This window comes from Ramlibacter sp. P4_H7 (assembly GCF_056400765.1).
This window is the reverse complement of sequence record NZ_JBFUKP010000006.1, coordinates 28789-53473: the sequence shown is the minus strand read 5'-3', so window position 1 is coordinate 53473 and position 24685 is coordinate 28789. Positions and strand designations below refer to the sequence as shown.

Below are 24685 nucleotides of genomic sequence, written 5' to 3'. Positions count from 1 at the left end.
TGTTCTACGACCGGTACTCAGGCGCCCGATACTGCTGCCTCCTGCTCCGAGTGCTCGCCGCCCGCAGCACCTTTCCGGAGTCTCTCTCTCTCTGTTCATCCGAATCCGCTGAGGGTCGGAGAGTCCCTGGAGTCGTGAGTCCGTATCGGCATTCCGCATGTTCGTGCGACACAACACTGAAATGCGGACGTGATGCAAACGTCGAAACGTGTACGCATCGGCTCCGCTCGTGTCCGCACACGTCGCCGCGGTTGTGCGTTTAGATAAGATCCAAACCACAGAATGGGACGTGTGAGTTTAGGCAACGTCCTTTCCGCTGTTCCATTTACGCTTTGCGGGTCCCTATTGCCCAGGCTGATGACTGCGGGGGTGCGCCGAGCCGCGTTGCGCAAAAAGTTTTCTCCAAACGCATGGCACCGACCTTCCGCTAATGCGGCCGGTCCGCTTGCTGCCATTTGCTTCGGGAAGTGCCAGTACGTCCTTTGCCGCATTCGCGGATCGGCTCACCTTCTTCCCGAGGGGGTGCGTGTTGCGCGGCGAGAAATTCCGCCAATGACAGATGTGACGAAGAGGGGTGTCTTTTCCATAAACTCTCTTATGTGCGGGCAAAGAAGAAGCTTTACGAAAATGGGGGTGTATCCGTCATATCCGTCACGACCCGGGCCAAACCACATCCTCGCGCAACCGCAGGCCGGAAAACATCCGGCTCTTGGCCGTCCGCTTGGTGCTGAAGCCGCGCTTGGACAACTGACGGCCGAAGCTTGGGGCGGAGGGCGGGCGCATGCCCATCGAGCGCAGGTAGGCCGCGTAGTCTTCGTACAAATCCCGGGAAGCCGCTTCGCAGTGATCCTCAATGGTGCAGCGGGTGTCTAGCCATTCGCCGAGCTGATCGCTCTCTGCGCGGTATTGTTCTGTGTGCTGACGGATGGACTGCGGAGCGTTCAGACCGGTCTTCTGCCAGTGCAGACAGCCGTTAATGGCCCACGCGAGGATGCCGTCCCGCTCTTCTTCTAGCTTTCGGTCCAGGTCGGGGACTTGCTCGGACTCAGTAAAGTGCCGATCAAACCGGATCAGGCATATGCGACGCCAGAAGCCGTCGCTCGTGTCCATTGCGACCGGCTGGTGATTTCCACGGATGAAGATCGTGTGCGTCGGCTGAAAGTCAAAAGGCTCGCCGTACAAGGGGCGCGCGCTGATGCGTTCGCGGCTCACTAGCTCCTTGACGCGCTGATCGTCAAAGATGTCATTGATACCGACCTCGTTAATCAGGACTAGCCGTGCACCGGGAAGCCTTGCCTTGTCTCGTTCCGCTTCCGTTCCGTTTCCCTTGTGGTCGCGTGCAAGCATCGCAGCTCGGACTGTAACCGCGTACTCGCCGAACACTTCGCGCAGCACGTTTGCGAAAACAGACTTCCCGTTCGCGCCATTGCCAAGGAGAAAGAACAGCTTCTCTTCGTCAATGAGGCCGGTGAGGGCGTATCCGATCGCGCGCTGCACATATCCGATTACGCTCTGGTCGCCCTGAAAGACAGCATTCAGAAATTCAATCCAGCGCGGCGCCGTCGCATCTGCGTTGAAGGAAGCGCCGGCACACCGATTGATCAACATCTCCGCGGTCGGGACAACCAGGGTGCCGGTACGAAGATCAACGACGCCATTGCGCACGCCGAGCAGAAGCGGGTCGGGATCGAGCATGCCGGGGTGCGCAATGCTCATACCAGTTTCGGCCGCTGCTAGTGAGAGCAGGGCATGAAGGCGACGAGCGTTGCGGTGCACGGCCAGTGCTTGCGCATAGTTCATCCGCGTCACATCGGTTTGCTCTCGTTTGAGCGCCTTGTGAGCCTCGTCTAATGATGCATTCGCGATCTCCCGTGCGGCGGCGAGCTCCTCACCGGTGTCGCACCAGACCCACCTGTAACCATCAAAGGCAAGCCATTTGTCCTTTGCGTGCACATGAAGGAAACGCCCGCGGAACGTCTCCGCGAAGCGGGCAGCGTTGCTGATGTCGCCGAAGGTGTCAAACGTCTTTGAAGTGCGCCGTGGATCAAAGCCATGGCGTTGTGCAAGGTGGTAGAGAGTCGCGAGCGTGACGCCCCCGTCGGGACGCAAGCTCTGAACGTCGCTGCGAAATGAGCGCTCGTCGAATTTTGTGGCTGCGCGCTCGTGCAAAGTGCCGCTCGCCCATACCTTGGCGAGTTGACGCCAGTCACCCCATCCCGTTGACGAAAGCGCCATGAGGACGCGCAAATACTCCTCGCGTGAACAGTCCGGATTAATGAATTTGCAAGCCGCCGCGACACGTTGGCGTTCATCCTCCGTATCCGGAGCATGCGTAACCACATTCGCCCACACGTCCGCGGAATGGACGACACGTGCAGGCGGCACGCTATCGGCCAGCCAAATCGGAAGAGAGGGGAGGGCTTCAATGCCGGTTAGTGGGTCGGTGCCCCCCTGCCACGAGTACGCCTTCCCGCCTGCCCCTAGGCTTGGAGCTACAAGGAAATAGCGGTTCCCGTGGAGGAAGTCGATTCCCTCGCCGAGTTTTCCGGGCAGCTTTGCCCCCTCGGACGAAGAGAAAATGAAATGCCGTCCTCCACTAGGGGTGCGCGCCTCCAGGCATTCGTGCTCCCAGAAAGGGCCGTTTACATCCTCCAATCGTCGGAGCGTGTCCTCGCCGCCGTTTCTTGGGTCTACGTCAACGACAGCCAGTGCTGACCGCCCGCAGTGAATGCCGATGTTCGCGGATGGCTGCTGCTCCCACCATCGTTTGATTGAAGCGGCATCCGTTGTCGCCATGTGCTGCCATTCCTTGAGCAGCGGACTCTTGGCGCGCGGAGAGACGGGGAGAACAGCCCACCCGAGTTTTGCGTACCGGAGCGCTGCGATCAGAAGCGCGTTCACGTCAGGACGCTCGCCGGCCGCGAACGGACAAGCATCAACCCGGCGCCTTTTGCGCGAACAACGGCTACCCCGGGGGAAATCAATATTTCATTGAGATGGCCCTGTTCAAGGGCCCTCAGTTTTTCCAGGAGCACTCTCTGTTGACTGCTGCCGAGCTTTGTCGCGGATGCAATTGCACGACACATGCACCGCGGGTTGAAGGGACCAATCAGGTATGAGGTCGCTACGTTCTGAGTCGCGGCATTCGCATTGCGAGCTCTGTTCGCCAGGTACTCCGCGGCATTCTGGGGACGGCCCCGTCCCTTCATAATTCAGCCTCCAGACGGGCCGCATGAAGGTGTTCCACAAGCCGTTTAATCTGCGCGTCGCTTTGCCCCGCAATTCGGGCCTGGATCACGGCTTGCACTTCCGCGACCGGGAAGGCCACAGCGCGCCCCCGCTCGGACAGTTTTACCGGGCGAGGGAAGGTCCCATCTGCAATTCTGTTGTAGAGCGCTGTGCGGCTTAGACCTGTCGCCTTCAGAGTCGCAGGCTGCCGGATTAGGGGTGTGGTGATTTCAGGGGTCACAGGTTGAACTCCTAGAGCGTTCAATGAACGTAGGAGTGCAATCCTGAATCTGAGCGTCAGGTCATCAAAGGACAGGAAATTCGAGTTGCTGTACTTGACGCGAGGGACAGCTTTGTACTAGGCGTCTTACTCTTTGTATTTTCGGACTATCGCTTTCGCAATCTCGCTCGAAGACTTCCCCTCCCGGGCTGCTTCGTCTGTGTAGCCCAGATCCTGAGCTAGTTCGCGCCCGTTCTCAAGGTGCGGCTTGATGTCCAGGGCGATAGCCGTCGTAAGGGCGAGCGGCTCGCCCTCGCGCTTGCTGCGAAAGACCGCACCTGTCACCCCCTCGTGCAGTAGCTGCAGCTCCGCTCGTGCCCTTGCACTTGCTTTCGGCTTGCCAATCAGCCGTTCGTCTAAACCAAGTGCCAAAAAGAGTGAAGCGGGCAAGGCCGGTTTTCCGTCAGGCTGAGGCGGGCCCTCCGACTCGACAGCGGCAATCAGAGCTTCGGCGACGTTTGCAATGAATTTGCGTTCCGTGACTCCCAACCCGCCTATGGCGAGGGAGTGCAGCATTTCGAGGGCCAAGAAATGCTGCACTTCTCTCTGCTCACGGGTACGCGTATCCGGTCTGAACGGGTCACGGGCCATGGCGTCATAGAACTTCACCAATTCATAAAATTGGAAGAACGACGGGTCGTTCTCATGCCCATGCTCCACTGCGTTACGGTCACGCCATTCCGCTACTGCCTTTCGGCCGGGGCGTCGCTCGACGATTCCCAGTGCAAAAAGGGGGCTCACACCGTACTGCACCAGCTCACACCATGCTTGGTAGCCTTCGACCTTACGGCGGTATAAGAGGCGTAGCGCGCGCAAGTTAGGGATGTCGGGATGCGCAATCAATGTCTGAATGGCGTCCGCGTAGACGTTCCATTTCTTGCGCTGCTGAAGCCGCTCAATGTATGCGACCGCTACTCGCGCCTCACGCTCTACTCGCCTCAAAGCGAACGTGGCGGAAGAGTGCCCGCTCACAGTGCCAACCTCGCAAGTGCTTTGGCCGCGTGCTCCCGGAGCAGGTGCCCATAATGTTTTTCAATCATCTGCAAGCTCGTTCCCGAGAGCTGGGCAACTGTCAGCGTGTCAAGCTTGTGCAGTGCGATAAGGTCAGTGATTGCGCTATGGCGCAGCGCATACGCTGTGGCTTCGACCGGTACTCCTGCAATGAATGCAGCTTGCTTAAAGGGCTTCTTCCAAGCGTCTTTGTCCCATGGCTTGCCATCACTGCGCGCTAGCAGCGGTGCCGCAGGGAGCTTGTCCTTGCAGCGCTCCGCAAAGAATGCGGCAGTGGATGCGGGCAGGGTAATGGTGCGGTCCCGCCCGCTTTTGTCGTTGCCGATGGTGAGGCTCGCGAGGCGCTTGTCAAAGCTCGCCGCAGTCAGAGCTGCCATGGCGCCAGGTCGCAACGGAACCAAGGACAGGGCGCGCAACAGGTCAGCCAAATCGGGTGGAGCGCTGTCGATCAACTTTCGACGCTGCTCCATATCAAGGTACACGTTGCGCCGGCCGTCCGCGTTCTCCACTGGCCGAAGCTTCGTTTTCCATGCCCTGTCGCTGGTTACGTGCCCGTTCTCCATCGCGAGATTGAGCGCGGCTCGAAACGCCGTCATGTCCCGATTGAGTGCACTGGCCGAGCGCGGGTGAGTGGCAGCCTTTTTCTTGTCCTGCGGGATCGCCTTCGTAGCGGCAAGCCGGGTGCGCCAGTCGGCTACCGCTTTTGGCGTGAGCTTGAGCAGCGGAGTGTCGGCGAGCGTCGTTCCATACACCCACCGCCGAAATCGACCAGCAGCGTCGATAGCCGCAGCATCGCTCCGCTTTTCGCGCAGCTCGGCAACGTATGCCTCGCACGCCTGCTGAACGGTGACGGCTTTACCGCTGCCGCCCCCGTTCATGTGATCAAACCAGGTTTCTGCAGCGCGCTTCGCCGCGTCGAACTGCTCATTCGCCGGCATATGGTCGAGCTTGCCCAAGCTGTGCACCTGTTGCCTTCCGGTGTCCTCATCGCGATAGCGCGCCAGCCAAGCTCCCTTGCCATTAGCAGAGGTCCGGCGGAAGCCTAGATAGCCGCCGGTGCGTAAGGGGTGCCAGTAGGGTGCGTGACGAGGCTTTAGCGCTTCGCGAACGCCGACGTTCTTGAGCATGACCGCCATGGATTCACCCGGTGTCTAAAAAGTGTCCAAATCTTACCGGGATTTTTTGGGATTGTTTGGAACGCCTTCTCCCTGTGAGGTGGGTTCAAGGAGATGCTGGGAAACCCTCATTCCTTGCCTTCACACGGCAGGGGTCACATGTTCGATCCATGTATCACCCACCAATGAATCCATGAAAAAACGGCACCTTCGGGTGCCGTTTTCCTTTGCGGTGCGCGAATTGATGGCGACTCGGCGCATTCTGGATCGAGGCATTCCTGCGTCCCAAAGAACGAGGGCGGGAAACCACGGCGCTTCGCGGATTGTCTGTAGGACGTTGCCGACACCGGAACGGCGCCCGTACCCGCGTGCTCTGTCGGCTCAGCAATTCAGACTCTGGTGATTAGCATCCAATGTGCGTCGTTAACTCCGGCCAGCCTGGTTCCAAGATGAGCCGTCCGCTCAGGGCGGCTGGATCGGCTGGCACGGCGAGCCTGGAGATCCATGTGAAGTTGCGGGTATTCGTTGTCGAGGATCTCCACAACGTCCGGGTTCTGCTGGACGACCTGCTGGCGTCGCGAGGTGCGTTCGAGGTCGTGGGAACCGCCACCACGGAAGCCGAGGCGAACCTGTGGCTCGAAGAGAACCGCGATCGATGGGACCTCCTCATCGCGGACCTGATCCTCGCCCAGGGCAGCGGCATCAGCGTGGTGCGACGCGCGGTCCAGTCGTCCAAGTCCGGGAAAGTGGTGGTCCTGAGCGGTTTCGCCACGGAGGGAATCCGCAAGCACCTGCTGGAACTGGGCGTCGCCCGGGTCTTCGACAAGGCCAACACCGAAGAGTTCGTGCGCTGGCTGGATGACATCGGGGGCGCGGCCTCCGCCGAACGGATGCCGTAGATGCACGCGGGAGCTGGCGGATTTCTCGGTCCCGACGTTGGCGGCGGGAGGTCTTGAAGCCAATTTATCAACCTAGCACGCCCTGGCCGAAAGGCGAATAGCTCCATCGGCTCACACCGCCACGCAAGTCAATCTGGTCGAGCTGCCCATCGACCGGTGCAGGGGGGGTTCCGGCGTGGTTGTCAGCCTACTGACACCATGGTGTCATAGGCGAAAGTGCCCCATGTGCGTTAGGCTTTTCGGATGCGGTTAGTCGCCCCGCGCCCTATAACACCCATGGTGCAACTCGAAAATCCGGATGCGCAACGCGACATCACTGGCCTGGTGACTGCGTGCCGCAGGAACCGGGGCTATGACTCTCGCACCCTGACTCCCGCCACCTGGCGGGTGCTGGCCGAGGCTTTGGTGCCCGAGGTCAACGACGATCGCGCGAGCGTGATCCGGGAAGGCGAAAATGACCGCAGCCTCTACTTCCTCGAATCCGGGCTGTTGCGCGTGTACTGCTCGGACAACGGGTCCAGGCTCCAGCTGGCGGTGATCGTGCCGGGCTCCGTGGTGGGCGAGGGCGGGTTCTTCGCGCCTAAGCTGGCACGGAGCGCCTCCGTCGAGGCGATCGAGCCGTCGCGGGTCTGGAAGCTCCCGCATGACCGTTTCGAAGCCATGATGTCGAGCCATCCGGCCGAAGCGTTGGCTTTGGTGATGTACGTCGGCGGCGTGATGCGCGGACGCATGCTCAGCGTGGCGGGGCGCTTCTCGGTCATCTGACATCCAGTCCCGACGACACGGGAGGGAAGGCTTGCGCGGGCGCGCCACCGTCAGGCCCGGGTGCGTCCCCGTCCAAAACTCCGCTTGTAGATTTCCTTCCCGAGCACGACGAGGACGTAGAAGTCCCGGAGGTATCGCTTCGTCAGGCGCGAGGGATCCTGGCTCCAGCGGTACATCCACTCGAGGCCGGCGGTCTGCATCCACCGGGGGGCCCTTTTCACCTGCCCGGCACAGAAATCCACCGCGGCGCCAATCCCGAGGAACACGCCCTTGTCGAACCTCTGCAGGTGGCGGTGCATCCAGAGTTCCTGCTTGGGAGCGCCGAGGCCCACGAACACGAGGTCGGCGTCGCTGCTTGCCACCATCCTGACGATCGCCTCGTTCTCAACTTCGTCGCGCTCGAATCCGAAGGGGGGAGAGTAGGCGCCGGCGACCATCAAGCCCGGATAGGCCGCCTGCAAGCGTCGCGCGGCCTCCTCGGGCACTCCGCTCTTGCCGCCGAGGATGAAGACCTTCAGCCCGTGATCCGCTGCCGACCTGCACAGGCGCGGCATCAGGTCGGCGCCCGTCACGCGTTCCTTCAGCGGCTCGCGAAGCAGCTTCGAGGCCCAGACCAGCGGCATGCCATCCGCCACCACGACGTCGGCCTCGCTGTAGGCCGCCCTCAGCGCGGCGTCACATTCCAGCGCCACGATGTGGTCGGAGTTGGGCGTGACGACCATGGCGGGCGTGCCCGAGCGTGCGAGTTGCACGATCCGGGCGACCGTCTGCTCGAAGTCCGTCCTGTCGATCCGGGCGTGGCCGAAAGCGAGGCGGGAGAAATCGGGGGTTGCGCTGGATGGGGGCTGCATGCTGGCCGTGACCGGCCTTCTCGGCCGTGGGACAGGTCCCATCGTACCGGCGCGCCCGGGTCTCATTCACCGCGAGGGGACGAATGACACCTTCGGCCTAACTGGATCCAAAACAAAAACGCCCGGGGATTGGGGTCCCCGGGCGGCTTGCGCGCGCAGTTCCAGCGTGCAGCTTGCGCGTCAGCGGCAGCTCATTGCGGCGCGGTCAGTCTCGGCCACCTGGCGTGCGGCCTGGTACTTGGGAGTGTCCAGGTCGGTGCTGTTCGTCAGTCCCCAGTAGCCATGCTGGCCCCACGGACTGGACAGGCTGTAGTACAGGAACAGGTCGTTGCCGCAACCAAACCATTGCGTCAGCTGCCCCTTCACGATCTCGCCCATCTTCGGGTCCCGGTTCGCCTGGATCTTGACGAGGGTGCTGACGTCGGACTGACCCATGTCGATTCCGCCTTCATAGGCGATGTTCTTGATGTGGTAATAGTCCGCGATTGCCTTGTGGGTCGATCGGCTCCAGTCCTTGCCGGTGAAGGCCGCACCGCGCGCGTACGCTCCATTGACATAGCTGCCAACGTCGAAGAACGCGGAGAACTCCTTGTCCAGCGTGGACTGAAGCGATTGCAGGGGCTGGTCGACGGTCAGGGTCGGGGAAGTGATCAACTCGGGCGGCAGAGCCACGTATGGCGCGGTGGCGACCCCGTACAGGAACGATGACGGCGTTCCCCGGTAGGTGGCGATGTTCTTGAGGACCTGCTCCGCGATGGCCGAGTTCGCCCACTGGCTGGCAAACACGGGGCGGAATCTCGAGTTGAGTGCGTCGGCGCCCAGGACCTCGGAGAAGATCTGGCTGATGCGCACGATGCGCTTGCCCGCCCGGTGGTAGGCGGCCCACGGCGGGTTGCAGTTCCCGCTGGTGGCATCGAACATGGCCTGCGTGCACTGCGTGCCCCACGTCAGGCTCGTATCACCTGCCAGCGCCTCTGCGATCGCCGCCTTGCTGTTCTGCCCTGTTGCCGTGAACGAGTAGTTCCAGAGTTCGTTGCTGTATTCCACGTAGACCACGCGGCCGGGCGCCAAGCTCTGTTTCATCAGCTCCGCCAGCGAGCGCACAAAGGCATCATCGGCCAGCACCGGAACGTTGATCCAGATATCTTTTCCCAACTCGTTCGCCATCTGTACGGCGTACTCGTAGGCTCCGCCCTTGATCGACGCCTGCGTGGTCGAATCGGGGGTGGTTCTTTCACTCCAGGAACTCACCGGAGTGGCATTCGTCTGCAGGAAATCCATGAACCGGAGAACGCCGAACGGGGCGATGGCCTGGATGAACTCGTTGGTGAAGGTTTGCTTGTCGTCGTAGCCAGGACGCCGGAGCGACACATCCTGCACGCCCGCGGTGGTGTTCCGGAAGGCGAGCATGATGTTCGGTGCTTGCGCGCCGACGACGACATCGGCGGTGGAACGGTTTGCCGTCGCGTCGTACAGGTAGTTGCCGACACTCACGTTCGGGGAGGCGGTCGCCGTGACCGTGGCCTTGCCCGTGAAGCGCAGGCGGTAAGTTCCAGGCTTCAGGTACCGATACGCTCTGCCTTCGTCGCCCGTGTCTGCGGTGTACCCCGCGACCACCACACCGGCGTCGACGGTGGGCCAACCGCGCGCATCGACCTGGGTGATTTCCTGCCAGGGTGCGTCTGGAGTTCCCCAGGGACGCGATGTCTTCATTGCATCGACGAAAGGGGGAATGCGCGCCCAGTCGGAGAGTCCTTCCAGGTTCACGCCGAGCGGAGGAGTTCCCGCAGCTTTCGATGTGCTTGTTTGGGTGGTCGTGCCGAGCGCAATCTGCTGCACATCGCTGCCTGCAGCGCCGCCGCCGCCGCAGCAGCTCACGCCCACTGCTGCCGCCAGCAGCAGGGCGAATTTCATAGTCCTCATGTGGACCCCTCTAACTTCGTTCTAGGTAATCGGCACGTGCCATCCACAGGGCGGCGTGCCGGACTCTCTTCTTGGTTGTTCTTGCCTTAACAACTCAAATCGATATTTCGAGAAAATGCCTGCTTCCGAGAATCTTGGCTCCGATTGATTGATTTCAGGCGCGCACCGGCGAACCGGTCTTGCCGGCAGCGATGCGCGCATAGGCGACCGCCATGCCGACCCACGCCCAATACACCCAGGGAATCAACAAGACACTGCTGGCCGTAGCGATCGTCACCAGGGTTCCCAGCAACGCGGCGAGCAACATTCTTGCGGTGAGGTACGGGCTGAAGGATGAATCCCCCGACGGCTTCGTTGCGCCTGCGGCCGTGGCCGGCAGTGCGTCGTGAGTAAGTCCCTGCACTTCTGTCGCTGCGTATTTTCGTCGGGACTTCCAGATACTCAACAACAATGTTGTAAATAGGCAGAGGAAGAATGTAAGCCCCAGTACGCCAGTGGAGAGTGCGACACCGAGGTACGTGTTCACCACATCGACGATCCCCTGGCCCTGGAGCATGCCCTTCGCCGCCAGACGCTCCAGGAATTGATCCGACCCGAGCCAGGGGTTCTCACCGAACACCTCCAGGGACTTGGACAGGAGCTCGGCTCGGTAATCCACCGTGGATTGATCGACCCGGGTCAAGGCGCTGAGGAAGCCGAATTGCATGTCGAACAAGAACGCAAGGCCCGCGATCGCGGCGACGACCACGCCGATGCGCACCCTGGATGCATTCGCGGTCGCCCAATAGGCGAACACCGCCGCCGCGGCACCGAGCCATGGACCCCGCGAGAAAGTGGCAAGAATTCCTCCAACGATTAGTGCGAGGGCAAGGTTCTTCTGCAGTCCGGTGCGCAGTTGTCCGCGCAATGCGAGCAAGCAGACCAGCGCGACGGAGAGGACGTAGCCAAGGACGATCGGGTGACCGGTACTCGCTGAGGCCCTCACGAACCCCTCCCGGACCAGATAGAGGCCCGACCCCGTGTCGGTGGCCCAGCGATCCAGCAAGGAGCGGTACAGGAGCCAGTTCTTGGATGATTCGAACATGGCGATGGCTCCGAGCACCGCGCCCGAGAGACAGAATGACGCGGCCGCATCCTTGAACTGGGCCAGGTTCGTGAATGCCCTGCTCATCACGTAATAGGGCAGGACCAGCGTCAGGAACAGGTTCACCACTTCGCGAAGCCCGTTGGTGAAACTGGCCGATCGAGAGAAGACCAATGCCGCCTGCAGCAGGATGTAGCCAGCGAACAGCTTGTCGGGTCCGCTCACTCCCCTTCGCGAGGGCTTGCGCCAAAGGGCGATGGCTGCAGGCAGCAACAGCACAAGCGTGAGCAGGCGGGGATGGTCGACCATCAGGAGGTAATTGACCAGACCGAAACCGGGCACCAATCCGGGCGCCGGCGGCACCGCGAAGAGCAGAGCGAAGAACAAGGCGGGGACGTTGCCCTCGCGGCGCGAGGCCAGCACGATCAACAGCGATGCCGGAACGGCATAGAACCAGAACCCAGGGGCGAGGAAGCCACAGACCGAGAGGGCGAGGAACAGCATGCACCGCCGCTGGTAGGCCCCGGGCGGCATGAGCGGGCTGAAGCTGCGCTTCAGCGCAAGGAACACCGCCGCCGCAATCAGAGAGACGACGACGAGTGAGCGAACGTATTCCGGCATGGAGTCCTTGGTCCCTTTGAGCTATAGGGGCCAGTGTGTGGTGTACCTGACACTGGCCGAATGGCTGTAAATTCGGCGCATCCTGTCGCGCCCGTGTCTCATCCCAATCCCCCACCAGCCATGCAAGAAGTACGAAGCGACCTGCCACCGGCGGGCGCCGTGAAGCGTCCCGATGCTCACGGGATCGGCAAGGTGGTCCTGCGTGCGGGGATGGTGACCCTCGGCGCGCACGTCCTCACACAGCTCATTCGATTTGCGGGGAATTTGATTCTCACACGGTTGCTCGTGCCGGAAGCATTCGGAGTGATGCTGGTGAGCATCGTCGTGTGGGTGGGCCTCACGCTTTTCACCGATTTCGGCTTGCGCCAGGTGGTGATCAGGAGTTCGCGCGCCGGAGATCCCGTGTTCCTGGACACGGTCTGGACCCTGCAGATCGTGCAGGGAACGCTGATCGCGACGCTCCTCGTTGCGGCGGCAGGGGTGCTGTCGCTGACGACGTCCATGGGGCTCATTCCCCACGGAAGCACCTTTTCGAGTCCTGACGTGCCGTGGGTGCTTGCCTCGCTCGCGGTCCCCGCGTTGCTGCAATCGCTCGAGTCGACCAAGATCCACGTGGCCAGCCGCAACCTGCAGGTGTCGCGGATCGCCGCAATCGAGCTCGGATGCCAGGTGGTCGCGCTGGGAGCGACCGTGACGTTTGCCCGGACCATCGGCGGCGTGGGTGCGCTCGTCGCCGGCGCATTCGCCTCGGCGATTTGCCGGACCCTTGCCACGCATCTGGTGTTCGACGGCCACAGGAACCGACTGCGCTACGACGCTCCTTCCGCGAAGGAGGTGCTGACTTTCGGTGCGCCCATCATCCTGACCTCCTGCATGGGGTTCATCGTCAGCAACGGGGACAAACTGGCCCTCGGGTGGGTGCTTCCGGCCCATGCGATGGGTGCCTATGCGATTGCGGTCCTGCTGGTCAGCGCCTTCCATGACGCCGCAGGGAAACTCATATCGCAGGTGATGTATCCCGCCATCAGCCGTGCGGTGTCCCACGATCCCGGTTCGCTGCGAGCCAGCTACCTGCGGGTGCGCGCAACGCTCGATGCCGGCTGCCTCATCGTGGGTGGGCTGCTCGTGAGCCTGGGAGACCGCATCGTCGCACTGCTGTATGACGGCCGGTACGCCGAGGCCGGGACCTACATCGGCATCCTCGGCCTGTCGCTGGTCGGCATCCGGTACCGCGTGCTCAACGCCGTCTTCCTCACCATCGGCCGGCCGCGGCTTCAACTGTACGAGCAGATCTCCCAGCTTGCGACGCTCGTGCCCGGCATCCTCCTGGGATTTCGGTTCGGTGGGCCAAAGGGCGCGATATGGGGCGTGGCGCTGAGTTACCTGGCCGCGCAGCTCCTGAACATATTTTATCTGCAGCGAAAACTCGGCTTGTTCAGCGGCGCGCTGGAACTGCGCGGGGTTGCGATATTTGCCGCGGCGGCCGGTCTGGGCAGCTTGCTGAGACTCTGGATATGACCACGCAGCAAGTTCCAGGGGGAACGACGTCGCGCGTCGTCGACCTTTTGCTCGTCTCCTTCAACTCCGCGCATCTTCTCGACCCCCTGCGCAGCAGCTTGAGCCGCGCCGAGACGCCGGGCCTCGAGCTCCGCGTCCTGGCCGTGGACAACGCATCCTCCGACGGTTCGGGCGACATTCTCCGCACCACCTTCCCTTGCGAGCTGTTCATCCAGAACCAGGTGAACGTCGGCTTCGGCCGCGCAAACAACCAGCTGGTCGAACACGTGCGCGGCGACTATGTCCTGCTGCTGAACACCGATGCCTTCGTCTCGCCCGAGACCGTGCGCACCAGCGTCGAGTACATGGAGCGTCATCCCAGGTGCGGAATCCTGGGGGTGCGGCTGATGGGCAGTGACGGCACTCCGCAGCCCTCGCGTCGGTCGTTCCCGACGCCGTTCACCACCTTCATTCGCCGGACCGGCCTTTATCGGTATATCCCCATCAGGGATGCCGAGGACGATCTCTCCGCCGATCACAGCGTCATTTCCGAATGCGACTGGGTCCCTGGCTGCTATTACCTGGTCCGGCGCGCGGTCCTGGACGAGATCGGGTTGTTCGATCCGCGCTTCTTCATGTACTTCGAGGAGGTGGACCACTGCCGGCGCGCCCGCAACGCGGGGTGGACCGTGACCTACCTCGCATCTACGAGCGTCGTGCACCTGGGTGGAGAAAGCGCGAAATCGGTGTCGGAACTGTCGCAGGGGCGCCAGATCTCGGCGCTCCAGGTCGAGAGCGAACTGCTGTACATGCGCAAGCATTTCGGTGCGGCAGGGCTGGTCTGGCACCTCGCCCTGGTGGTTCTCGGCGACGCCATCCTCGCCGTCAAGGATCTCGCCAAGGCGCATGGCCCGCGTGCCGCCCTGCGCCGGTTCATGCAGACCCGCACGAGCTGGAGGCTTGCCTGCCGTACCCGCCTGGGTGTGAAGCCGACCCGTTGATGCGTCATTTCCAGCGTTCGCGCACTGTCGGGTACAAATAGAGCAATGCGCATCGCGTACCTCGTGAACCAGTATCCGATGGTCAGCCACAGTTTCATCCGCCGGGAAATCCTGGCGCTGGAAAGCCTGGGTGCGTCCGTGCTTCGCGTCGCGTCGCGCGGTTGGGACGCCACCCTGGTGGATCCGGCCGACCTCGCGGAACGGGAAAAGACGCAGTACCTGCTCCAGGGTGGCATGGGGCCCCTGTTGGCTTCGCTGCTGAGGACCTTGGTGTCCTCACCCGTTCGCTTCGTGCGGGCGAGCTGGTTGGCGGCAAGGATGGCGCGCATGTCCAGCCGCCCGTTGCCGGTTCACCTTGCGTACCTGGGCCAGGCCTGCCGGCTGCGTGAGTTGGCGCGCAAGGAGCGCGTCGACCATGTCCATGCGCACTTCGGCACGAACTCCACGGAGGTGGCCATGCTGTGCGCGGCCCTGGGCGGACCCAGATACTCCTTCACCGTGCACGGCCCCGAGGAATTCGACATGCCTGCCGGGCTGCACCTGAAGGAGAAGATCGAGCGCGCGGAGTTCGTCGCCGCCGTCAGCTCGTTCGGACGCAGCCAGCTGTACCGCTGGATCGGCCATGGGCAGTGGAACAAGGTCAAGGTAGTGCGCTGCAGCGTCGATGAAAGCTTCACGCAGGAGGCGGCGCCCCCGGTGACGGCGTCGCGCAAGGTGGTGTGCGTAGGCCGCTTGTGTGAACAGAAGGGGCAGTTGCTGCTGCTCGCCGCTGCGCGCGAGATGGTCGAGCGCGGGCACGACATCGAGCTCGTGCTGGCCGGCGATGGGGAGATGCGTCCTGAACTCGAGCGGCTCGTCGAGGCCTACGGGCTCGGTTCAAGGGTGCGGATCACGGGCTGGGTCAGCGCGGCCGAAGTGCGTTCCCTGCTGCTGGAGGCGCGGGCCCTGATTCTCCCCAGTTTTGCGGAGGGCCTGCCGGTGGTCATCATGGAGGCGATGGCACTGGGACGGCCCGTCATCAGCACGCGCATCGCAGGCATCCCGGAACTGGTCCGCGAGGGTCGGGAGGGCTGGCTGGTGTCCGCCGGCGACTGCCAGGCACTCGTGGAGGCCTGGACCGAATTGCTCCAGGCCGAGCCTGCCCGGCTGCAGGCGATGGGAGAGAGCGCCCGCCAGCGCGTTGCGCGAAGACATTCGCCCTCGGAGGCCGCCCGGAAGCTGATGCAGCTGTTCGGAAGGGCGGCATGAGCACGCTCGTCGCCGTCGTGGCCGTCGTGGCCGGCGTGTGGATCTGCGTGGTCCTGGCCCTTGTGCTTTTCCTCCTCATCGAGGTCCTTGCCGGGTACCGGCCACCGCCGAGCGCCCCCCAGGGTGACATGCGGATGCCCGGCTACGCGGTGTTGATGCCGGCCCACAACGAGGAGGCGGGCATTGCCGATACCGTCCGGGCCGTCCTGCAACAGATCTCGGCGCACGCCCGCCTGGTCGTGATCGCGGACAACTGCACCGACGCGACGCGCGACGTGGCGCGCGCCGCGGGCGCCGACGTCATCGAGCGAAATGACCCCCTCGTGCGCGGGAAAGGGCATGCGCTCGCGTTCGGCGTGGAGCACCTGCGGCCGGCGCCGCCGGACGTCGTGCTGATCGTGGATGCGGACTGCATACCTGCACCGGGAGCGCTCGGCGTCTTGGCAGCACGTGCCGCGGCACTGCGTCGGCCCATGCAGGCCCTGTACCTCATGCTGGCCCGCCCTGACGCTCCCCTGCGCATCCGGATGGCGGCATTCGCATGGGCCCTGCACAACGAGCTGCGTCCCTCGGGGCTCCACCGGCTGGGACTGCCATGCCAGCTGATGGGGACGGGAATGGCCTTGCCCTGGTTCTGCCTCGAGGATGTCAGCCTCGCCAGTGGGCATCTGGTGGAAGACATGCAGCTGGGCGCCAGGCTGGCCGAGGCTGGGCTTGCGCCGCAATTCTGTCCGGACGCGCGGGTCGACAGCTGGTTCCCGGAGGATGGGGCCGGTCTGGATTCACAGCGAAAGCGCTGGGAACACGGTCACCTCTCGATGATCTTTTCAGCGGCCCCCGCGACGCTCTGGCACGGGCTGCGTTCCGGGCAGCACGGGGCGGTGGCGCTTGCGCTGGACATGTGCATTCCGCCGCTTGCGCTCCTGGCGCTCCTCGTGATGGTTTCGTGTGCCCTGGGCGGCTGGCTCGCGGGCAGGGGGATCTTCGGCCAGGTGATGACCGTGGCAGCCCTCTGTTCCGCCATCGGCTTTGCCTCGGCAGTCCTCCTCGCCTGGAGGAGCGTCGGCCGCAGGTGGATCAGCCTGGCGGAGCTCCTGTCGGCGCCGCTGTATGTGTTGAAAAAGGTGCCCGTCTACGCCAGCTTCCTCCTGAAGCGGCAGAAGGAATGGGTGCGCACGAGCCGCCAGCCTTAGCCCGATTGGCTCCTTTGTGCCGTTGTGTAACGGGACCCTCGTCCGCTATCGTGCAGTGGATGAATAAGTTGTCGTGGGTGTTGGCCGGTCGCCTGTCGCCAGGACCGGTACAAGGGCATCGATGGACCTTCGTGCGGGTGGGCGTGCATGGCGTGCTCCTCTCGCCATTCCGTGGCGGCTCCATGCGCTCTCTGCTGCAGGCAACCGGTCTCGAAACGTCGACGCCGCGATGACGCGCCTCACGATGGAACAGCAAGTCTTTGGCAAGTCCGCCGTCATGCAGCGGCGCAGCAGCATGGCGGACGTGCAGGCCGGCCTTGACGGTGTGGCCGTCGTGAGCCTCTGCTACGTGCTGATCATTGGCCACATCGGCGCACTCACCGCGCAGTACACGGTGTTCGTGTTCCTGCTGCTTTGTACGCTGGGCCTGCTGTACGACGTGTTCGCCATCTACCGGAAGAACACCAACCTGACCCGCAAGGCGATGGACATCCTCCAGGCATGGTCCCTTGCCTTCTTCATCCTCATCGCCCTCGGGTTCCTGACCAAGCAGGCGGAGAGCTTCTCCCGGCTCCTGTTGGGGCAGCTGTTCGTGTTCGGCTATTTCGCGCAGGTGTTGTTGCACCTGATCGTGCGCACCCTGTTCAAGGAGGTGCTCAGGCACTCCGCGGAGACGCACGGCGCCATCATTGTAGGTAGCGGACGCTTGGCCATGTACCTGAACCAGCGTATTGGCGCCAATGAATGGCTGGGCCAGCGCGTGGTGGGCTTCGTCACGCTGCCGGAGGATGAAGCTGCGAACCACGAGCCGTCCGCCGCTTTCGGCAAGACGGCACCGTGCCTGGGCCGCCTCGACCAGTTGATCGAGCTGATCACGCTCCACAACGTGAAGACCGTCTATTTCGCGATCCCGCTGAACGCATCCGACATCGTGGAGAGCCTGTATTTCCGGTTGCTGGACAAGCATGTCGCCGTCCATTGGGTTCCGGACATCTTCTCCCTGCGACTGGTGAACCACGCGGTGACTGAAATCGCCGGCGTCCCCGTTCTCACCCTGTCCGAAACTCCGTTGATCGGGACCCGGCGCCTGCTGAAGATGATGGAGGACTTCTGCCTGTCGATGGTGCTGCTGGTGCTGCTCACCCCCGTCATGCTGGCCATCGCCGTGGCGGTCAAGCTGGACAGTCCCGGACCGGTCTTCTTCCGGCAGGTGAGGCTCGGCTGGGGTGGCAAGCGCTTCCACATCTGGAAGTTCCGAAGCATGTACGTGCACGACGAGAACGGGATCGTCGTCCAGGCGCAGAAGAACGATCCCAGGGTGACCCGCGTGGGCGCCTTCCTTCGCCGGTCGAGCCTGGACGAGCTGCCGCAGATCTTCAACGTGATCCGCGGCGAGATGTCGCTGGTCGGGCCGCGCCCCCACGCGGTGCAGCACGACCTCGAGTATGCGCAGCACATCATCCATTACTTCGCGCGACACAACATCAAGCCGGGCATCACCGGCCTGGCGCAGGTGCGTGGGCACCGGGGCGAAACGAAGGAATTGGAAAAGATGATGCTGCGCGTCGAAAGCGACATCGAATACATCAACAACTGGTCCCTCTGGCTGGACCTTTCCATCCTCGTGCGCACGACGCGGGCGCTGACCGGAAAGAACGCCTACTGACGGGCACAGGCCGGGCCGTTTTCACCCGGCTCCGGTGGGCTTATTGGCACCAACGGCCCATTGTGATGGGGCTCTTCAGAACTTAATCTGAGAGTCCCCCGCACCTCCCTGTGGAGAGCAGTGAATGATCATCAAGAAAACAGGCCTGGCTGCCGTTGGAGTTGTAGCAGCACTGGCTTTTGCAGGCGCCGGCCACACCGCGCCGGTTCCGATCGAGCAGACCATCACGCTGACCAACCCGGAAGGCGCGCTGGTCTACAACATCGCGACCAATGGTGGAGCAACCGCCACCACGAGCTTCTACCAGCTCATCGTCGATCCATCCTGGACCACGCCGACCAAGTTCACCACGTTTTCCACCGAGCCGATCGGTACGAACGCCGCCTATGCGCTCTGGACGGACGTCGATCCGTCGACCACGACCAGCTCTGTCGGCGGGTTCCTGACCAACTGGTCGCAGCAGGACGTTCCGGGCAACAACCTGATCCCGTACTTCTCCTACCTGCTCACCGCGGGCCAGTACGTGCTGCAGATCAACACGTTGGCTGGGCAGATGAACATCTCCACGAACATCGCCGCCGTGCCGTTGCCCGGCGCCATGTGGCTTTTTGGTTCCGCGTTGCTGGCGTTCCTGGCAATTTCGAGCCGCCGCAAGGGCTGAGCGCGCAAAAAGCAGGTACGCTTTGGGATACCTGCCCAGCGTGGCCGTTGTGGAAGGGCGTGGCAGTTTCCCGCTGGGCCCATCAGGCTTTTCCTATTGGATTCACCCATGATTTCTCGTTTCGTGTCGTTCCTGGTCATGGTCCTCGCCATCGCGAGTGCCTCCGCACAGACAACGAACGACAACTACTTGTTGAAGCACGGCGATCGACTGCAGATTTCTGTCTGGAAGGATGAGGCGCTCGACCGCGAGGCCAGGGTTCTCCCGGATGGAAGCATCAGTTTCCCGCTGGTTGGCCGCATCCTCGTCGTTGGGCTGTCCACCGCCCAGGTCGAAAAGCGGATCGTCGACGGCCTCAAGCCCTACATCCCGGATGCCGTGGTCAGCGTGGTCGTCACGGGCACGGAAGGCAACAGCGTCTTCGTGATCGGGAAAGTCCTCAAGCCGGGACAGGTCGCCTTGACCAGCCCGGACACGACGGTGCTGCAGATCCTCAGCCAGGTCGGGGGCCTCGATCGCTTCGCCAATGGTGACGCGATCATGGTCGTGCGCAAGTCACCCAGTGACGGGCGCTCCCAGACCATCCGCGTGCGTTACAGCGAACTGCTCCGTGGCGAAGCGCTCGACTCGAACGTCGTCGTGAAGCCTGGCGACACGATCATGGTGCCTTGACCGTGCGGCGGAGTGCATTGATTCCGAACCGGCTCGCCAACGCTCTTCTTTTCGCCGCGGGTGTCGCGGGCGTCACCGGCGTGGCGGCCCAGACGCCGAGAATATACTCGGTGACGGTACCGATGGAGATCGAGTACGACTCCAATCCGAACATGTCGCTCGGGAGCCATCCAAGTACCACCTGGCTTCGGGTGAGGCCCAGCGTCACGGCAACCCAGGTGCAGGGCAACGAGGAATACAGCCTCGAAGGCGCGCTCTCCGCCGAAAAGAGCAGCAACTCGGACATCGCAAAGGATCGTCTTGATCCGCGGGTGCGCGGCGCGTGGAAGCATGCGGATGGCATCAACACCTCCCAGCTTGCCCTCCTGGCGGAGCGACAGGCGCTGCGATCGCTGGACATCCGGGACCATGTGCCGGTCGGTGTCGACGGGTCCCGGACGATTTACGCCATCAGCGGCACCTGGACGCGGGAGCTGAGCGACCGGATGTCCTTCACCGGAGACCTTCGGCAGGATTGGGAGCGGTACAGCGTCAATACGATCGCCGATGCCCGTCATACGACCGGGGCGCTGCGACTCACTCGCCGCGAGAGCGAACTCCGCAGCTGGTACGGGGTGGCGAATGCGCAGCTGTACCGGACCGACTCGAGACAGGATGCAGTGCTTGGAACGGTCGGCGGCGACCGTTCCAACGTCGCCGGCCTCCTCGTCGGTGTGAACCAACTGGTCACGGAGGGTCTGCGGGTGGATGCCAACGTGGGCTGGATGCACTTCGACCAACCCATCACCGATAACGATTGGCAGGGCACATTGCGGGCTGAATACGCCGGAGACCGCTGGCTGGCTTCGGCTGAGGTATCGCGCTATGCCGGCGTGAACTCGTCGCTCGGCACCTTGCTGGTGACCGAGGAAGTCCGGCTGCGTGCACGCTACGCGATCAGTCCCTTGACCCGCGTGGATTTCGACTTCGGCCACAGCAACGAGCTGGCAGCGAACAGCAAGCGTTCCATCGCCAACCTCGCGCTCGTGAGGCAACTGAGCCCCGCATGGGAACTGTCCGTGAGGGCCTCGCGACGTCAACAGGAGGTCGTCGGAGGAACGGCGCGCAGCAATCTCTTTGCGCTGCTGCTCGTCTACAGCGTCCCCGATTTTTGAGTTCCGACTGCCATGGACGACTATCAATTAACGCTTGCCGACTACATCGCCATCCTGAGGCGAAGGGCCTGGCTCATCATCGGAAGCTTCTTCGGCATGCTGGTGCTCGGAGTCGCGGTGACTCTCCTGTTGCCGTCGATCTACCGCGCCACCGGTTCGATCCTCATCGAGTCGCAGCAGATCCCGACCGATCTCGTCCAGGCCACCGTCACTTCCTACGCGGACGAGCGGATCGAGGTCATCAAGCAGCGCGTGATGACGCGCGACAACCTGCTGCGCATCATCCGGAAGTACAACCTGTTCGCGGATGCGGGACCGACCTTCACGCCGTCCGACCAGATCGACGAGATGCGCAAGACGATCTCGGTGGACCTGGTGAACGCGAACCTGCGTTCTGACCGCAGGGGCGCCGGCACGATCGCGTTCAGCCTGTCCTTCGAGCACAAGAAGCCCGAAGTGGCCCAGGCGGTGGCGAACGACCTGGTCACGCTCTTCCTCGAGGAGAACGTGAAGCAGCGCACGCAGCGAGCGACCCAGACGACCGAGTTCCTTACGCAGGAAGCGGACAAGCTGAAGAAGGATCTGGACGCGCTGGAATCGCAGATTGCCAACTACAAGCAGGAGCACGGTAAGGGCCTGCCGGAGAACGTCGCCTTCGGACTGGCCGCAATGCAACGCCTCGAAGGAGACCTGCGCCAGCTCGACCGCGATTACGCATCGACGGAGCAGGAGCTTCGGGGATTGGAAGCCGAGCGCGAGGCTGCCGCGAACGGGCAGTTGGAACTCCCCGGCGGCACGACCAGCCTGGGCGAACTCCAGCGTGCCAGGGCGGAAGTCTTGCGGCTGAGCGCCCTCTACACAGAAAACCACCCGGACGTGAAGGCCGCAAAGCGCAAGGTCGAGGGCCTGGAACAGGCCACGGCCGCCGAAGCGTCCCCCACGCCCAGTTCGGGGGCCAAGCGCTCCACGGGCGCATCCGGCAATGTCGTCCTGGCCCGGATGGACCGCCGCATCGCGGGGTTGCGCGACCGCCTGAAGGTGATGGACGCCCAACGGAGCAACCTGCGCGGTCGGCTCGGACAGATGGACGTGGCCCTGGTGAAATCGCCCCAGATCGAACGCGGCCTCGCGGGCTTGACCCGCGATTACCAGAACGCGCAGAAGAAGTACGAGGAAATCGTCGCGAAGAAGATGACCGCCCAGGTCGCCGAGAACCTGGAAGAGGACCAGAAGGCCGAGCGCTTCGCCGTGCTCGAACCGCCGACGCTGCCGGATCGACCGGTGAAGCCCGATCGCCGCAAGCTGCTGGCGTTCAGCGTGATCCTCGCCATGGTCACGCCGGTGGGCCTGGTTTCCGTCATGGAAACACTTCACGGCACGGTGCGGGGCGTGGGGCAGATCAGCGCGATCCTGGGCCAGAAGCCGCTCGTGACCATTCCCCTGATCCCTGTGGCTGCAGAGCTCGCTTCGCGCAGGAGGTCCTATCTCTTCATGGCCCTTGGCGCCGTGCTGCTGATCGGCTTGATCCTGGTGGCGGTGCACTTCCTGGTGCTTCCGCTGGACATGATTCTCATGAAGGCGCTCATTCGGCTGGGCTGACAAGGACCATGGAACGCATCAAACTTGCCATCGAACGGGCGCGGCAGCAGGCAGCGACCACGGGTGCGCCCTCGCTGCCTGCGGCGGAACCGGCCTTCGAACGCACTTCTCCGTCGCTTCACCCCGAACACGCGGATCTGGGTGTGCCCGTGGATCTGCTTCCGCTGGATCCAGCGCACCTCGAGCGCAACCGCATCGTCGCAATGGACCCGGCCAATCCGTTCCGGCGGGAGTTCGACCTGCTTCGCACCCAGGTCCTGCAGAAGATGCAGGAGCACGGGTGGCGCACGCTCGCCATCACGTCGCCCTCGATGCAATCGGGCAAGACGGTGGTCGCCGTCAACCTGGCGCTCAGCATCGCCTACCACCCCTCGCGCACCGCGCTCCTGGTGGATTTCGACCTGCGCCGGCCGCAGGTGGGCGCCTCGCTGGGGCTGCCGCACCAGACCTCGCTGAGCGAAGTGCTCGAGGGGACGGCGGACGTCCGCGATGCCATCGTGCACGTCGGCATCCCGAGGTTCCTGGTTCTTCCCACCCACCGCAAGGTGGCGGGTGCAGCCGAGACGCTGGCATCGGACAAGGTGTCGAAGATCATCAGCGGGCTGAGGGACCACTATCCGGAACGCATCATCATCTTCGACCTGCCGCCCATCACGGCGGTCGACGACGTGATCGCCGTCCTCCCCAAGATCGATTGCGTTCTGCTGGTCGTGGGCAGCGGCAACAGCACGAAGCGCGAGCTGGAAGAGAGCCAGCGACACCTTGCGCGGTCCAACCTCCTCGGGGTGGTGGTGAACAAGGCTGCCGACCGCGTCGGCCGGGATGACGAGTACTACTGAACGCGTTCAGGCGGGCGCTGCCACCGTCCGTGTCGTCAGCAGCGAAGTTCCCGACTGGTCCAGGGAAGCCATCCGGCCGGGTGAATGGTCACCCAGCAAGCGGCTTCTGTCGTCCATTCGCGACTACCAGAAGCTGGAGCACGACCGGACACCCTTGCGCTGGATGGCACGACGCTGGGCCATGCTGCGCCACCGGTTCTGGAGTGCGGTGTCAGGGGCCGAGATTCCGCTGAATGCCCGGATCGGCGGCGGACTGCTGATACCGCATCCCAATGGCATCGTGATTCACCCCGGCGCGGTGATCGGCCCGAATTGCCTGATCCTGCAGCAGGTGACCATTGGCACGCGTGCGGAAGGCGAGCCGCCGGTGCTGGGAGGGCACGTCGACGTCGGGGCAGGGGCGAAGATCCTGGGCCCCCTGCGGATTGGCTCGCACGCGATCATCGGAGCCAACGCCGTGGTGCTGAAAAACGTGCCGGAGGGTGCGACGGCCGTTGGTGTTCCGGCCATCTGCATCGACACGCGTCCCGACTGAGTCAGGGAGCGCGTCCCGCGGCGGTCACCCCTGGAGGACCCCGTATTCCCTGCGGTCCTGCAGCACCTCGTCGACCAGCGAAGCCTCGATGGTCTGCGCTTCCGCCGAGAAACCATAGACGAGGGCGGTGTCGCAGAGGATGTTGATGCTGCGCGGGACGCCCTTGGTCACGTCGGCGATCCTGGCGATCGCATCCGCCGAGAAGAGATCTTCTTCCCGGCCGGCCACCTGCAGGCGATGGCGCACGTATTGCGAAACCTCCCGGGTTCCCAGGGGAGGAATGAAGAACTCGACGCCCACCCGCTGCGTGAACTGGTGGAGGTCCGGCCGCTTCAGCAGCCCCTGCAACTGCGGTTGTCCGACCAGGATCACCTGCAGGAGCTGGTCCTTGTCGGCGTTGATGTTCGACAGCATGCGCAGCGACTCCAGCGCGCCGGCGTGGAGGTTCTGCGCTTCATCGACGATGAGGACGACCCGGCGGCGCGCGGCGTATTCGGCGAGCAGGAATTGCTGGAACTTGTCGTAGCGCTCGACCGCCGACATGCCGCTATACGGCTGGCCGAACGCCAGCATGATCCATTCAAGCAGGTCCGCGATCTCGGTGTGCGTGTTGTAGACGAGTCCGACGGTGATGGACTCGTCCAGGGTATTGAGCAGGCGCCGGACCAGCGTCGTCTTGCCGCAGCCGATCTCGCCGCAGATCACCGAAAATCCGACCCGGTTCTGGATGCCGTATTCCAGCATGGTGAACGCGAGCTTGTGCCGCTTGCTCATGAAGAGAAAGTCGGGGTCCGGCTGGATCGAGAAGGGTTTCTCCTTCAGTCCGTAATAGGCTTCGTACAT

Annotated in this window: 21 protein-coding genes; 13 read left to right on the top strand and 8 right to left on the bottom strand. The window is 63.3% G+C overall.

What is annotated here, in order from left to right; genetic code table 11:
- Nucleotides 1–651: 651 nt before the first annotated feature.
- The 4 genes from AC1DSA_RS10545 to AC1DSA_RS10530 form a co-directional block, all read right to left on the bottom strand.
- Nucleotides 652–2901: a phage/plasmid primase, P4 family gene (locus tag AC1DSA_RS10545; protein ID WP_477888814.1), complete on the bottom strand. Its 2250-nt coding sequence runs from the start codon at nt 2899–2901 to the stop codon at nt 652–654.
- Nucleotides 2902–3205: 304 nt separating this feature from the next.
- Nucleotides 3206–3469 carry a helix-turn-helix transcriptional regulator gene (locus AC1DSA_RS10540; protein ID WP_477888812.1) on the bottom strand — a complete coding sequence of 88 codons (264 nt, stop codon included), beginning with the start codon at nt 3467–3469 and terminating at the stop codon, nt 3206–3208.
- A gap of 126 nt (nt 3470–3595) precedes the next feature.
- Nucleotides 3596–4480 (bottom strand): hypothetical protein, encoded by an 885-nt coding sequence (locus AC1DSA_RS10535; RefSeq protein WP_477888810.1) that lies wholly within the window; start codon nt 4478–4480, stop codon nt 3596–3598.
- Complete coding sequence (locus AC1DSA_RS10530; protein WP_477888808.1) at nt 4477–5655, bottom strand: tyrosine-type recombinase/integrase; 1179 nt, start codon at nt 5653–5655, stop codon at nt 4477–4479. Before AC1DSA_RS10530 ends, AC1DSA_RS10535 begins: the two co-directional genes overlap by 4 nt.
- Before the next feature lie 428 nt (nt 5656–6083).
- On the opposite strand from AC1DSA_RS10530, the gene AC1DSA_RS10525 reads away from it, so the two are divergent.
- Both AC1DSA_RS10525 and AC1DSA_RS10520 read left to right on the top strand, forming a co-directional pair.
- Complete coding sequence (locus AC1DSA_RS10525) at nt 6084–6533, top strand: response regulator transcription factor (RefSeq protein ID WP_477888806.1); 450 nt, start codon at nt 6084–6086, stop codon at nt 6531–6533.
- Between the two features lie 276 nt (nt 6534–6809).
- Nucleotides 6810–7298, top strand: coding sequence for a Crp/Fnr family transcriptional regulator (locus tag AC1DSA_RS10520; RefSeq protein ID WP_477888804.1), 489 nt, complete (start codon nt 6810–6812; stop codon nt 7296–7298).
- 50 nt (nt 7299–7348) lie between these two features.
- Here AC1DSA_RS10520 and AC1DSA_RS10515 read toward each other — a convergent pair whose 3' ends face one another.
- From AC1DSA_RS10515 to AC1DSA_RS10505, 3 genes are all read right to left on the bottom strand, one after another.
- Complete coding sequence (locus tag AC1DSA_RS10515; RefSeq protein ID WP_477888802.1) at nt 7349–8020, bottom strand: WecB/TagA/CpsF family glycosyltransferase; 672 nt, start codon at nt 8018–8020, stop codon at nt 7349–7351.
- A 309-nt stretch (nt 8021–8329) separates the two neighbouring features.
- Nucleotides 8330–10063, bottom strand: coding sequence for a hypothetical protein (locus tag AC1DSA_RS10510; protein ID WP_477888800.1), 1734 nt, complete (start codon nt 10061–10063; stop codon nt 8330–8332).
- 163 nt (nt 10064–10226) lie between these two features.
- The gene (locus AC1DSA_RS10505) at nt 10227–11777 is read right to left on the bottom strand and encodes an O-antigen ligase family protein (protein WP_477888798.1); all 1551 of its coding nucleotides are present in this window, start codon (nt 11775–11777) and stop codon (nt 10227–10229) included.
- Nucleotides 11778–11936: 159 nt separating this feature from the next.
- On the opposite strand from AC1DSA_RS10505, the gene AC1DSA_RS10500 reads away from it, so the two are divergent.
- From AC1DSA_RS10500 to AC1DSA_RS10450, 11 genes are all read left to right on the top strand, one after another.
- Nucleotides 11937–13295, top strand: coding sequence for an oligosaccharide flippase family protein (locus tag AC1DSA_RS10500; protein ID WP_477888796.1), 1359 nt, complete (start codon nt 11937–11939; stop codon nt 13293–13295).
- Entirely contained in the window at nt 13292–14275 is a 984-nt protein-coding gene (locus tag AC1DSA_RS10495) for a glycosyltransferase family 2 protein (protein ID WP_477888794.1), read from the top strand. The genes AC1DSA_RS10500 and AC1DSA_RS10495 overlap by 4 nt, the downstream gene beginning before the upstream one ends.
- 45 nt (nt 14276–14320) lie before the next feature.
- On the top strand, nt 14321–15523 hold the full coding sequence (locus AC1DSA_RS10490) for a glycosyltransferase family 4 protein (protein WP_477888792.1): 1203 nt from the start codon (nt 14321–14323) through the stop codon (nt 15521–15523).
- Nucleotides 15520–16716, top strand: coding sequence for a glycosyltransferase family 2 protein (locus AC1DSA_RS10485; protein ID WP_477888790.1), 1197 nt, complete (start codon nt 15520–15522; stop codon nt 16714–16716). The genes AC1DSA_RS10490 and AC1DSA_RS10485 overlap by 4 nt, the downstream gene beginning before the upstream one ends.
- A 229-nt stretch (nt 16717–16945) precedes the next feature.
- Nucleotides 16946–18382 (top strand): undecaprenyl-phosphate glucose phosphotransferase, encoded by a 1437-nt coding sequence (locus AC1DSA_RS10480; RefSeq protein WP_477888788.1) that lies wholly within the window; start codon nt 16946–16948, stop codon nt 18380–18382.
- A 124-nt stretch (nt 18383–18506) separates the two neighbouring features.
- Nucleotides 18507–19043, top strand: a complete 537-nt coding sequence (locus AC1DSA_RS10475; RefSeq protein ID WP_477888786.1) for a hypothetical protein — start codon at nt 18507–18509, stop codon at nt 19041–19043.
- Between the two features lie 108 nt (nt 19044–19151).
- The gene (locus tag AC1DSA_RS10470) at nt 19152–19715 is read left to right on the top strand and encodes a polysaccharide biosynthesis/export family protein (protein WP_477888784.1); all 564 of its coding nucleotides are present in this window, start codon (nt 19152–19154) and stop codon (nt 19713–19715) included.
- Nucleotides 19712–20869: a hypothetical protein gene (locus tag AC1DSA_RS10465; RefSeq protein WP_477888782.1), complete on the top strand. Its 1158-nt coding sequence runs from the start codon at nt 19712–19714 to the stop codon at nt 20867–20869. The genes AC1DSA_RS10470 and AC1DSA_RS10465 overlap by 4 nt, the downstream gene beginning before the upstream one ends.
- Before the next feature lie 12 nt (nt 20870–20881).
- Nucleotides 20882–22468 (top strand): GumC family protein, encoded by a 1587-nt coding sequence (locus AC1DSA_RS10460; RefSeq protein WP_477888780.1) that lies wholly within the window; start codon nt 20882–20884, stop codon nt 22466–22468.
- A gap of 8 nt (nt 22469–22476) precedes the next feature.
- The gene (locus AC1DSA_RS10455; protein ID WP_477888778.1) at nt 22477–23307 is read left to right on the top strand and encodes a CpsD/CapB family tyrosine-protein kinase; all 831 of its coding nucleotides are present in this window, start codon (nt 22477–22479) and stop codon (nt 23305–23307) included.
- Nucleotides 23291–23842 (top strand): serine O-acetyltransferase, encoded by a 552-nt coding sequence (locus AC1DSA_RS10450; protein WP_477888776.1) that lies wholly within the window; start codon nt 23291–23293, stop codon nt 23840–23842. The genes AC1DSA_RS10455 and AC1DSA_RS10450 overlap by 17 nt, the downstream gene beginning before the upstream one ends.
- Before the next feature lie 24 nt (nt 23843–23866).
- On the opposite strand, the gene AC1DSA_RS10445 is transcribed toward AC1DSA_RS10450, so the two are convergent.
- Nucleotides 23867–24685, bottom strand: a complete 819-nt coding sequence (locus AC1DSA_RS10445) for an ExeA family protein (protein ID WP_477888774.1) — start codon at nt 24683–24685, stop codon at nt 23867–23869.

Bases quoted from the DNA above. Each gene is read 5' to 3' on its own strand.
- AC1DSA_RS10445 (WP_477888774.1), bottom strand. From the start codon at position 24,685: ATGTACGAAGCCTATTACGGACTGAAGGAGAAACCCTTCTCGATCCAG.
- AC1DSA_RS10530 (WP_477888808.1), bottom strand. From the start codon at position 5,655: ATGGCGGTCATGCTCAAGAACGTCGGCGTTCGCGAAGCGCTAAAGCCT.
- AC1DSA_RS10455 (WP_477888778.1), top strand. From the start codon at position 22,477: ATGGAACGCATCAAACTTGCCATCGAACGGGCGCGGCAGCAGGCAGCG.
- AC1DSA_RS10470 (WP_477888784.1), top strand. From the start codon at position 19,152: ATGATTTCTCGTTTCGTGTCGTTCCTGGTCATGGTCCTCGCCATCGCG.
- AC1DSA_RS10450 (WP_477888776.1), top strand. From the start codon at position 23,291: ATGACGAGTACTACTGAACGCGTTCAGGCGGGCGCTGCCACCGTCCGT.
- AC1DSA_RS10515 (WP_477888802.1), bottom strand. From the start codon at position 8,020: ATGGTCGTCACGCCCAACTCCGACCACATCGTGGCGCTGGAATGTGAC.
- AC1DSA_RS10505 (WP_477888798.1), bottom strand. From the start codon at position 11,777: ATGCCGGAATACGTTCGCTCACTCGTCGTCGTCTCTCTGATTGCGGCG.
- AC1DSA_RS10480 (WP_477888788.1), top strand. From the start codon at position 16,946: ATGACGCGCCTCACGATGGAACAGCAAGTCTTTGGCAAGTCCGCCGTC.
- AC1DSA_RS10485 (WP_477888790.1), top strand. From the start codon at position 15,520: ATGAGCACGCTCGTCGCCGTCGTGGCCGTCGTGGCCGGCGTGTGGATC.
- AC1DSA_RS10510 (WP_477888800.1), bottom strand. From the start codon at position 10,063: ATGAAATTCGCCCTGCTGCTGGCGGCAGCAGTGGGCGTGAGCTGCTGC.
- AC1DSA_RS10525 (WP_477888806.1), top strand. From the start codon at position 6,084: ATGAGCCGTCCGCTCAGGGCGGCTGGATCGGCTGGCACGGCGAGCCTG.
- AC1DSA_RS10495 (WP_477888794.1), top strand. From the start codon at position 13,292: ATGACCACGCAGCAAGTTCCAGGGGGAACGACGTCGCGCGTCGTCGAC.
- AC1DSA_RS10520 (WP_477888804.1), top strand. From the start codon at position 6,810: ATGGTGCAACTCGAAAATCCGGATGCGCAACGCGACATCACTGGCCTG.
- AC1DSA_RS10460 (WP_477888780.1), top strand. From the start codon at position 20,882: ATGGACGACTATCAATTAACGCTTGCCGACTACATCGCCATCCTGAGG.
- AC1DSA_RS10475 (WP_477888786.1), top strand. From the start codon at position 18,507: ATGATCATCAAGAAAACAGGCCTGGCTGCCGTTGGAGTTGTAGCAGCA.
- AC1DSA_RS10490 (WP_477888792.1), top strand. From the start codon at position 14,321: ATGCGCATCGCGTACCTCGTGAACCAGTATCCGATGGTCAGCCACAGT.